The sequence below is a fragment of the Aminobacter niigataensis genome (assembly GCF_946995915.1).
Lineage (GTDB): Bacteria > Pseudomonadota > Alphaproteobacteria > Rhizobiales > Rhizobiaceae > Aminobacter > Aminobacter niigataensis.
Window position 1 is genome coordinate 4,768,360 of the sequence record NZ_OX341517.1, and the last position, 10,335, is coordinate 4,778,694.

The window sequence follows — 10,335 nt, forward strand, 5'->3', positions numbered from 1 at the left end:
CTACGAGAAGAGCCGGGCGAGGACGCGGGACAGCCAGCCGCGCGCGGGCTCAGGTGCGGGTGCTGGCGTGGGCTTAAGTTCGGGGATCTGGAGCTTCTGGGGTGCCTGGGCGATGTAGGCGGCAGCACGAAGCGCTGTTTCGAATGTCTTGGCGTAGCCGGCCAGATCCGCGGCGCGATCTGTGCCATTGACGATCCGGCGAGCGCCAACGTAGTCGCATTTCTCGCCGACGATGTAGTCATCCAGCTTCTTGCCGGTGAACATGCCCTTGGTCATGCCGTCGAAGATGGCGCGCAGGGCAATCGGCCAGGTCATCATCTGGCCCGGTGCCGTGACGCCGAATTTGCGGTGGTTTTCTTCCCAGGTGACTTGCACCAGCCCCTCGCCCACCCACGGATAATAGCGCTTGGATCGGAGGTACTTTTCGCCGCCCTTCTCGCGGGTCGGCTGCATGGTGTGGGCTGTCTCGTGGTAGGCGGTAGACAGGATGTAGGCGAGATGCCGCAACGGCGTGCCGCGGCGCTGCGCCTCGTCGAGAATGCGCTCGGCGCCGTCGACCTGGCCCTTTGTGAGCGACGTTCCGAACACGCCAGACGAGCGCGCGCGCAAGGCCGCGTAGAACTTGCTACGGTCCATGGGATTTCCTTCGTCTTTGGGAGTAAAATGGCGCACGCGCGGGAGGCGCGGCTCGCTATGCGACCGCTCTCACCTATGAGCTGGCAGGATTGGTACTACTGGATAGTCGTCATCGCGGCGTCGGCGATGATTTTGTGGCTTGTGATCTCGTAGAGATTTTGCAGATTATCTGTCGTCGGGTGTCGCGGGGCGATCAGCCGGAGATGCGCCAATGAGCGAAGGCCCCTTCTGTGCAGGCGACTATGTGCTGCTCCGAGTTCAAGTGACCCATTGTCTTAACGATGGCTATCTCGTCGTCAGCACGCCGAACCAGCCGATTGTCGTTCATGAAACTGACGTGTCCGGGGCGGTGGAGGCAACGCGCTCGCCCAGCGCACTGCGGGTTGTGGCTGCCGAGTAACATTACAGACCAGCCGCCCACACCCACAAGGCGTCCACCTGTTCGTCCGGGAGGTTGAACTTGCCGGGGGCCGCAAGGCCGACCACGAGGGGGTGGAGACGGCGGTAGGATGGACGGTACTTCCACTCGATCATGCCTGCTGGGTCATCCGCCAACTGGGCATCCACCATGTCCTCCGTAATGCCGATGGACAGGAGGGCCAGACGGATTTGTCCGGGGTTCAACGGGGGCATGAGTTCCCGGAGTTCCTCGGGGGTCGGCGGGGGCGGCGGAGGGAGGTCCGGTAGCTCTACAGTCTTGCCAGTCGTGACATCTAATTCAAGGCGCATGTGCTTACTCCCAAGAAATGCCGACAGTGCCGGCAGAGAACGTATTCGCGCCAGTCAAAGTAAAGCGAACACGATCAAGCGTGGCGGCTAGATTTGCCGATCCACCACCCGCAGCGCTGTTGCCGCCCGTGCCATCCGCTACAGCGTGGCTGCTAACCCAATAATCGTTAGTCGAGCTTAGCCGTTCCAGTGTTATAGTGCCGTTGGTAGACTTTGAGGCCGCAGCGCTCCTGACCACATGTCCCGCAGAGCTTGTAGACGGGCTCGTACCCACCGTAGAGGCGCTGGCGTAACCGGAAGTTTTTACCCCGCCCCCTGCATCACCCACCTGAACAAGAATGTTATCCGTTCCAGACGGCTGCACGGCGTGCAACGCGATGGTAACACGCACCGCCCAAGAAGGGATGCTGGTGAAGTCGACTGCGGTCAACCCTGTCAAGTTCATCGACGCGGACTTGACAAGCGGGCGAATGGGCGTGCCGCTCTGCTGCACTTCCAGCATGTTAAGCTTGCCCGTACCTGGGTCTACGCCGGTAGTCGCATGCCACATGCCCGCTCCGAACCAGAAGGCCGAAAGGGCGTTGTTCACATACGACTGGATGTAGAGCTGGGAGTCCACCGAGCCGAGCGTTGGGTCTGAGACCCTAGAGCCGATCTCGGAGTACGTCGCCTTGGTGCCGTCCGACCGATTGCCTGAAAATATGATCTTACCGAGGAAGTCATTGGCGGCAGGAGACGCGGAATTTCGATACAACTCAGATTGCGGCCCCGACGTGCTCCCTGCATCCGTACTCTCAGCAGAGATCAAGGGCCCATTGGACGTGCTCTTCACGCTGACCGAGGCGGCATCTTGGATCGTCTTGTTGGTCAACGTCATTGTGGCGGACGCAATACCCGCCTTGATGTTCGCCCAAGAGACCTTTGACAGAGACCATGACCACTCGCTGTCCGCTATGCCGAACTCGTCAGCATCAACCAGGACGGCCTTAGTGCCGGACCCGTGTATCCACCCAGCCACGGTGTTGGTCAGGTTCGTCCAGATGGCAAGGGACTTGCGATACCAGTGGAAGGCCGAGAAGAGCCCCGGAGTTACCTCCACGTCCTCAGGATTTGCCGCGTACTTCTGGCTCAGCAATGCGCTGGCCGCGGCGCTGTCGGCTGACGCCTGCGCAGCAATGACCGCAGTCGACAGCCCGTCGAGGGGGAAGACCGCCTCAAACCGTGTGCCAGTGAAGAACAACACGGCCTGCCGCCCGGTCTTGAACTCGTTCGGCCCGATGTCGGCGCCGTCCCCGTACTTCACGGCATAGGTGCCGACGCCCGAGACGTTGATCGTCGCCGCACCGCTGTTGTCAGCCGTTGGCGTCATCAGGTAGAGCCGATCTGCCTGGAACCCTGCCGGCTGGGAAACCACGACGGCGTTGCCCGTTCCACCCGTCACGGTGAGTTTGTCCACCGCAGCGCGACCGAACAGCCGGCCATAGGTCATCGGCACCCACGAAGCGCCGGTAGCGTCCCACTCCTTCAGGACGGCAGGATCGAAGTTCTTGTCGAGCCAGAGCTTGTCGGTGGCCGGCGCCACGATGCCGTCGACCATGTTGCTGAAGACGCCGGCAGCCCGCAGCGCAGACAGCACCAGTTCCGACACCCGGACGTATTTGCCGGTCTCGCTGGTAAGCGTTGTTCCGGTGAGGAAGAAGCCCCAATGCAGTGAGTTGTCAAATTCAGTCGCCATGATTTATCCTCAACGGAATGCGGCTCGCCGAGACGAGCTGTTCAGGTCGGTTTGGGATGGGCTTTCAGTGGGCAAACCCGCAGGGAAACTTGAGCTTGCTTGGTACCGGATCAACGGCGCGGCACCGTGGGGCTACATCTTCGTCGCCATGTTCATGGCGGTGATAATGATGTTGCTGATTGGCGCTGCGACAGGGCTGTTGAAGCCAGGTAAGTCCAACGGCCTCTCGACCAGGGAAGATCCGAATTGCGTTCGATACAGCTTCAACGTGAATAGCTGCGAATAGTCCGGCTACTGGTTGACCGCGTCTTTCAGTGCCGGCTCCACTCCCTTGAAGCCGCTCCAATCGTCGACGAAACCGCCGCCCTCGATGAGCCAACGCCAATAGGGCAGCGTTGCAAACGGCACCATCTGCGACATGCGATTGATGTCCGCCGGCGCAAGATCGAGATCCCCCGATAGCCCCCGCGCAGGAATACCGAGCAGCTGCGCGGCATCGGTTCCAAGTTGGAAAGAGGGGCCAAGAAGCGAACCAAAGGCGTCACGGTTCGCATAGCGGGAGGCTGGTTGACGTCCGTCCGCATCTGGATTGATCAGCCGCCCGCCGGCGGATGCCCACTGATAGAAGCCAGGGCCTCCCATCTTCTCGAAGACATTGTTGACTTCCATGCCTATGGAGAGAATGCCCGAGCGGTCGAAGCCTTCAGCAACCCACATGCCCAAGTTGTCGGAAGGCACCCAGGTGCCATCTTTCAATCGTCCGGACTCCACAGCCTTGAGCCAGTAGGCCAGCATTCCCAGGGCCGTCATACCCACCGCGCCTGTGACAAACGAGCCGGGGCCTTCCTGTAGACCGCGCATCAACACGCGCTGGTTGGACGCAATGGCAAAACTCTTGAATTGCAGCAGCGCGCGACCGGGCGGGGTGTGGGCGAACAGCGGCACGTCCGCCACGCTCTTGGTGACGATGACGCTGTCGACGTCTTTGTTGAGACCGCCGGCAAAGGCGCGGCGCGCGCCCTCATCGTTCCAACGTTCGATACCCGGAATGTGGACGTTGCCTTCGACCTGGCCGAATTGGTCGAACTGCTTGGCGATCCGCTCGGCCATGAACTCGTCGATGCCGAGGAAGCCCATGTAGCGGCGCTCATCATCCGCCAGCTTGGCATAGTCGCCGGCCTTCACGTTCTTGATGATACGGTTCTGCACCAGCACAGAGGCAACCGCCTTGTGCATGTCGTTCCAGAACGGCAGCAGCGTCATGCGTGAGAACGTGGCGCCCATGTTGTCGATTAGGCGCTCGAAGGGCGAGTTCATCGCGTAGGGGTCGGCAAGCTCTGCCATCGTCGCGATGCGCGACTGCAACGTGCGTTCGGTCACGGCTCCCATCAGCTTGGCATCGGCGACCGAAAGCTTGATCGCATCGAGATTGGTGATCAGCGGGGCGATGCCTTCGCCCATGTACCTGCCAAGGCCATGCACCATCGCCGGGCGCACGGCATCCGTCAGCGACGAGATCAGAACGCCGCCGAGTTGCCGGATGAAGTTGAACGTCCCGGCAGTGCGAAGGACACGGGCAAAGTTCGTGTGCTGGCTGTCGAGCTTATACTGACCGCGGAGCAGATCGCGGACACCGGCCAGGTCTTCAACGTCGCTCCGTTCCTGCTTGGTAAGCCGGTCGAGCGCCTTGGTCTTGCCGGCCTCGTCCAGATCGGACGCCTGCACCTGTTCGCGCAGGAGGCGGTAATCCTCTTCCAGCCGGCTCAACTGGCCTTGCAGGGTGGGCTTGCCGGGCCCGCCGAGGCGCTTGTCCATGCGCGTCAGTTCGACGTCGGCCGCCATGACCCGCGCATAGCGGCGCCCGATCAACTCGATGTCGTGCTCAAGGAAGTCTTCGACGAGGTGATCGGGAATGTTGAAGGTACGTTCCTTCAGCGGCCCGCGCGCCGACATGGTCATGTCATAGGACGGCATGCCCTGATTGGCGCGACCGGTGAGTTGCGAGAAGATGTCGTCGACGATCCCCTTCACATAGTCGGCCCTATCATCCGGGGACAGAAATTCGGGGATCTCCTGTTTGACGGTCGGCACCATCGGTTCGAGCTTGTCGGCCTTTACCTTGAGCCCGGCGATGCTGGCCTGCATGCGGTCGAGATCCACCGACTTGGCAGCGAGTTCGGCAAGGATGCTGTCGTTCGCCTGGCCTTCCGCCTCCATACGCTTCAGCGCATCGACACGCTTGCGCAGGGAGCGTTCGGAGAGCTTCGCCTTGAACAGGTCGCGCTTGGTGCTGGCATAGTCGACGACCAGGCTGACACGAGGTGAGGCGTTGGCGAGGTCGCGCACGGCATCAAGCTCGAGTTCCAGATTAGTCAGGCCTTCGCTGAGCGTGCGGGCGTCCATTGCCGAGATGTCGCGCTCGTTGATGATCTTGTCGCTGGCTTCGTCGAATTCGCCCAGTTCGCGTTCAAGCCGCGAAATCCGGCTGTCCAGCCCTTCGAGGTTGCCCTCGGCGCCCATGACACGGTCGATGAAGTCGCGAACCTCCTTGACCGATACATTCGGCGACAGGCCCACGTCTTCCAGCCACTTCGCTGCCGTCTTGTCGAGATTGTCGAGCAGTTCGGCCGCAGCCTCTTCGTCCGCCGTGCGCAGCGGTGCGCCGCCGAGTTCATCTCGGATCGCCTCGATGATCGCGCGCGGGTCCACGTAGTCGGAGCCATCGCCTGGCAGGCGGGCAAACATGGCGTCTTCGGCCTGGACGAAGTTGTCGACATCACCGATGCCGCCGTCCTTCTTGAATAGGCCGGGATGCGTCTTCGGCGTGACGTCCATGGTGCGCAATTCGCCGTCGAGCTTCGACCCAACGCGAACGCCGCCCTTGCTACGGATCAGCGCCAGGACCGGGAAGCGCTCGCCATAGGATTGCTTGCGACCTGCAGACCGTTCGGCCTTGCGGACCTCCTTCACGGCGTCGACCATGACGGCGCTTTCGTCCATGTTCCGAAGGCGCTTCACCAGATCGGCCGGCGCGCGGGTCTTCATCACACCGAGGCGCGTCTTGCGCAGCCCTTCCAGGGAAGTGTTCTTGCGGTCGCGGATACCCCGACGCTCATTCAGCCGTTCTTCGAAGCTGTCGAGACGGTCGGTCGCCTTGGTTAGCAACTCGCGCTGCTTGTCGGCGTCGATGATCTGGTTGCCGATCCTGATCTCGTCAGCCTTGAATTCGAGGTGCGAAAGCTGCTCGTCGATCCACGGCTTCACGATGGCCTTGAACCGGGCTTCGCCGGCATTGAGCCGCGGCGCGTTCCAGAGACGGGTCAGGTATGACGTCGCCGTCTTGACGTTCACGTCGGGCGGCAGGAGCCCGGCCTCGATAGCCTGCTCCTTGAGGGGATCAAACAGCGATGAGCGCCAGGAAACCGCAGCCTTCGACACTGCGTCGTTTTCGCCGACATCACCCCGACGCATGGCCTTGCTGACAGCGGTCCTGAATTCCTCCCGGGTCATGTTGAAGTCGGGAGCCTTGCGTGCTTCGTCGTAGATGCCGCGCATGTCGGTCAGGCCCTTGGTCAGCGCGCCACGGTCCCAGTATTTGACAGCGCTTTCGACGGCGAGATTGCCTTCGCCGCGCACGTTCTTTTCGAGATAGAAGCCGGTTTCCGCCATGTCGGCCATGATCGATCGATGCACGGCAGACGGGCTATGAGCGGCACGCAGCAGCGGGTTGAGCCGAGCCGTAGCCAGGCCGACACCCTTGGCGCCACTGGCAATGTCGAAATCTTCCAGCACAGGCCGTTCCACGGCAGCGGCGCCCGCGCTCTGACCTTCAGCCAAGCCAGATCGGAACTCGGCCATTGCCTCACCGCTGTCGTCACTGCCGGCCATGGCACGGTCGACAGTAGCGAACGCGGCCTTGCGCTCAGCAGCCGAGAATAGCGCACCGGCACCGGAACCGAGCAGCGCGCCGAGAACGGCACCAGCGCCCAACGACAGTGCGCTTTCGGCTAGCGGGCGGGTTTCCTGCGTGGCCTGCAATGCTATCTCAGACACACCAGCGCCGAGCGCGCCAGCGATGCCGGTTGATATTGCAGAGCGAGCAATGGTCGCGCCGGTCGTGGCACCCCGCACCAGAGCGCCGCCAGGCAGCACGGTGGGCCAGTCGGCCAGTGACATGCCGAACTGCGCGGCAACCGCTGTAAGCCCGCCTGCATCGAGAATGCGGCGGTCTTCCTGCTCCATGTCGATCTGGCCTTTCAGGGCATTGAAGGCACGCCGGTTGAAGACGTCGGCAAAGCGCTGCCAATGAGGCTCGTAGCGCGAGCCCTGAATTTCATTCCAGAGCACATCGCCAGTAAAGCCATCTTCGCGGGTTGCCCGGTCAATGCCGGCCATCTTGTTGTTGAGTGCCGAGCCGATTGTGTTGTCCTGGCGGAATGCGGCGCCAAGGATCGACATAGTATCGGGGTCAAGCCCCGGCTCATCGGCCTGCATGTAATCGAGCGGGCCGAACGCGCCCAGTGCAGGGCGTTCACCGGGATATTCAATCTGTGGCATCAATCATCACCCCACACGGCCTTGTTGATCGTGCGCTTGCGCGCCATGCCCGGACTGTCGGGCAGAGTCATAGGACCCGGCGCCGGGGCGGCTGGCTTCTCGTCGACGGTCTGGCGACGGATGGTGTCAGCCTCGGATCGGCCAAGCTCACGAGCGCCTTCAGCGGCCCGCGCCTTCATCCAGTCGGGGCCGGGCGTTTCGATCAGCGCCCGTTCGGCCGCAGCCTCTCCAGAACGCTCGGCGTCGTTTGCCGCGTCGTTCCGGCCACGCTCGGCAAGGAAGCGCTCCCTGGCCGCGCCGGAGGCCTCGTCGCTGCGTTTCTTGACCGATGCGGGATCGATGCCCCACGGAGCGCCATAGACCTCGCCAACCTTGAGTTGGTCGCCGTCTCGATACTGGTAGAACAGCCGATAGCGCGGGCGCCGGCCTGCCTCGATGTCGGCGCGGGTCTTGTCGCTGGCGAGGATCGCCACATTCTCGACTTTGCGGTCGAGCTTGGCAGCGAACCCGCTGGCCGTTTCCATGGCGTCGGCGCGCAGATAGTCGAAGCTTCCGTCAATTGCCGGGTAGTGCTGCTCAGGCGGCAGGCGCATGAGGTTTGCCGAGCCCGACACGTTGCTGATGTTCCACCGCGTCTTGAGATCGGCAAGCGCCGCAGCCTTGGCGGCACCGGCATCGCCGCCAGTCTCGTAGAACTTCTCTTGGGCAATCTCGCGATATTCAGCCAGCAGGCCGTTGGCGTGTTCAGGGATGACGCCTGCGCCCGGCTCGGCGTTGAACATGCCGGGGTCAAAGGCGTCCGTCACCTCGGCGAGCGTCAGATCCTTGGCGAACTTGTCCGCCTCAGGCTTGAGCACCTGGCGATTAGCCTTCACCATCGGATCGTTCATGCGCAGGATGCGGGCTGCTGCATCCTCGCCGCTTAGGCCGAGGTCGTTGACCATGTGCCGGAACATCGCCAGCTTGTCGCGCGCACCCGGCCCGCCTTCGAACGCGCCGAAGGACACCGGGGCCAGCCTTTCGAGCGTGTCGGCCTGAGACATTGCCGCCGCGAACTGAGCCGGATCGGCTGAGGCCACGCCCTGCCGGACCTGTGCCTGAACGCTCTTGGGAATGTAGCCGGTGCGCTCGGCGAAGTCGGAAGTGATGGCCTTCTGCTGGTCGGCGTCATCGGTCGAGCCAAGCAGCTTGTCATAGGTCTTGTCGGCGACCTTCGTCTGTTCGTTGTCGAAGGCGTTCACCGGCACATTGCCGTTTGCCATGGCACCGATCATGGCGTTGACGCTGCCGCTTTCCTTCTGCGCGGTGCGGAGCGAGTTCACGAGGGCCGCCTTGTCGCCATTGTCGAGCGCCGGATCGGCGAGGATGACGCTTTCCCGCACCGCGTCGGGCTCGGTCGCAATCAGGAGGCTGTAATTGTCCTTCGTCGCGGCGCGCTGCCGCGTCACCTCCTGGCTGTATTCGGTCTCTCCCCATGCAGCCAGGCGTTCGCGGCGGTCGTAAGGAATAGCATCGAGATCAGGATCGCCGGGGGCAGGCGTGTAGGTGCCGCCAAGAAGCGCCGCAGCCTTCTTCTTGTGGCCCTCCATCTGGTACATAACCTTGTCAGCGACCGTACCTGGAGCACCGCCTGCCTTTTGGTCCGACCGGTCGTAGCGCCCAGGTGCGCCGGCATTGATGGCGGAATAGATGTCGATCAGCCCCATGCCCGGTATGACACCAGCATCGCGCAGATACAGGCCCGCCGCTGCGACCTGCTGCTCAATCGGCATATCCTTGGTGACGCCGTACTTCGCGGCCTGTGGTTCGCCCCACTGGATCAGCCCGCGGTGCGTTCCCCATTTTGTGGTTGGACCCTTGATCCATGGGTCGAACGTGCCGCCCGTCTCGTAGGACATGACGGTTGCGAGGTCGACCGGATCAATGCCGAGATGCTGCGCGGTCTGCTGGATGGCGCCCGACAGGCCCTCGGCATCGACCTTGATGCCCTTGATGTCGCGGATGGCCGTCTGTGGGTCCTGCTGGAACTTCCAGCGCCACTTGCTTTCAGCCGCATCGGCTTCCCACTTCTGGCGGCGTTCGGCCTTCCATGGCTCCGGCATGTTGGCCGAATTGATCGCTTGCAGCCCCTGACCCTTCAGCTCGACAAAGTTCGCCGCGTTGTTCTGGATCTGGGTTCGGTAGGTGTCCAGGTTCGTGTTGGTCGTGCGGTCGTAGTAGTTGCTCTTCGTCTCGCTCTCGAAGGCGTCGGCCTTGGTGTAGAGCGCGTTACCTCGCGACAGGATGTTGTTGATGTACCCCGTCTGCGCGTCCTTGGTCAGACCTTCGAAGTTCTCCTTGGCGAAGGCATCCGCGCGCTGCTGGTATCCCTCCATGTACTGACGCGTGAAGCCTATGCCGCTCTCCGAACTGCCTTCACGCGCCTTCAGGAATCGCTGCTCTTCGTCGGCCAGAAACTTGGTCAGGCCAGTCGAGACAGCGTTAGAGCGGTCATTCGCGACGTCGATCTTCTCGCGGTCGGCCAGGTCCAGAAGGCTGTAGCTCGCCTGCACGATGGAGCGGCCAGCGTCCGCCATCGCAGCACCGACCATAGGCGTCGGCCCGGAGTTCGCTATGCGGCCCGAACGCGGGTTGGAGTAGCCAACGTCACGAGCTGTAGGGATATTCACCATGCGCTA

The 10,335-nt window shown here is 62.5% G+C and carries 7 protein-coding genes; 2 read left to right on the forward strand and 5 right to left on the reverse strand.

Features of this window, described 5'->3' with window-relative positions; genetic code table 11:
- Positions 1-636: a hypothetical protein gene (locus O1Y97_RS23395; RefSeq protein WP_318762572.1), complete on the reverse strand. Its 636-nt coding sequence runs from the start codon at positions 634-636 to the stop codon at positions 1-3.
- Between the two features lie 211 nt (positions 637-847).
- Here O1Y97_RS23395 and O1Y97_RS23400 point away from each other — a divergent pair, with 211 nt between their 5' ends.
- Positions 848-1,036: a hypothetical protein gene (locus O1Y97_RS23400; protein WP_318762573.1), complete on the forward strand. Its 189-nt coding sequence runs from the start codon at positions 848-850 to the stop codon at positions 1,034-1,036.
- A gap of 2 nt (positions 1,037-1,038) precedes the next feature.
- On the opposite strand, the gene O1Y97_RS23405 is transcribed toward O1Y97_RS23400, so the two are convergent.
- Positions 1,039-1,269 (reverse strand): hypothetical protein, encoded by a 231-nt coding sequence (locus O1Y97_RS23405; RefSeq protein WP_318762574.1) that lies wholly within the window; start codon positions 1,267-1,269, stop codon positions 1,039-1,041.
- A gap of 100 nt (positions 1,270-1,369) precedes the next feature.
- Positions 1,370-3,100: a hypothetical protein gene (locus O1Y97_RS23410; RefSeq protein ID WP_318762575.1), complete on the reverse strand. Its 1,731-nt coding sequence runs from the start codon at positions 3,098-3,100 to the stop codon at positions 1,370-1,372.
- A gap of 67 nt (positions 3,101-3,167) precedes the next feature.
- Here O1Y97_RS23410 and O1Y97_RS23415 point away from each other — a divergent pair, with 67 nt between their 5' ends.
- A complete protein-coding gene (locus O1Y97_RS23415; protein ID WP_318762576.1) occupies positions 3,168-3,386 on the forward strand; it encodes a hypothetical protein in 219 nt (72 codons plus the stop codon).
- A gap of 5 nt (positions 3,387-3,391) precedes the next feature.
- Here the strand turns inward: O1Y97_RS23415 and O1Y97_RS23420 are convergent, their stop codons facing one another.
- Positions 3,392-7,657, reverse strand: a complete 4,266-nt coding sequence (locus O1Y97_RS23420) for a hypothetical protein (RefSeq protein WP_318762577.1) — start codon at positions 7,655-7,657, stop codon at positions 3,392-3,394.
- Positions 7,657-10,329 carry a hypothetical protein gene (locus O1Y97_RS23425; protein ID WP_318762578.1) on the reverse strand — a complete coding sequence of 891 codons (2,673 nt, stop codon included), beginning with the start codon at positions 10,327-10,329 and terminating at the stop codon, positions 7,657-7,659. Before O1Y97_RS23425 ends, O1Y97_RS23420 begins: the two co-directional genes overlap by 1 nt.
- Between the last annotated feature and the right edge of the window lie 6 nt (positions 10,330-10,335).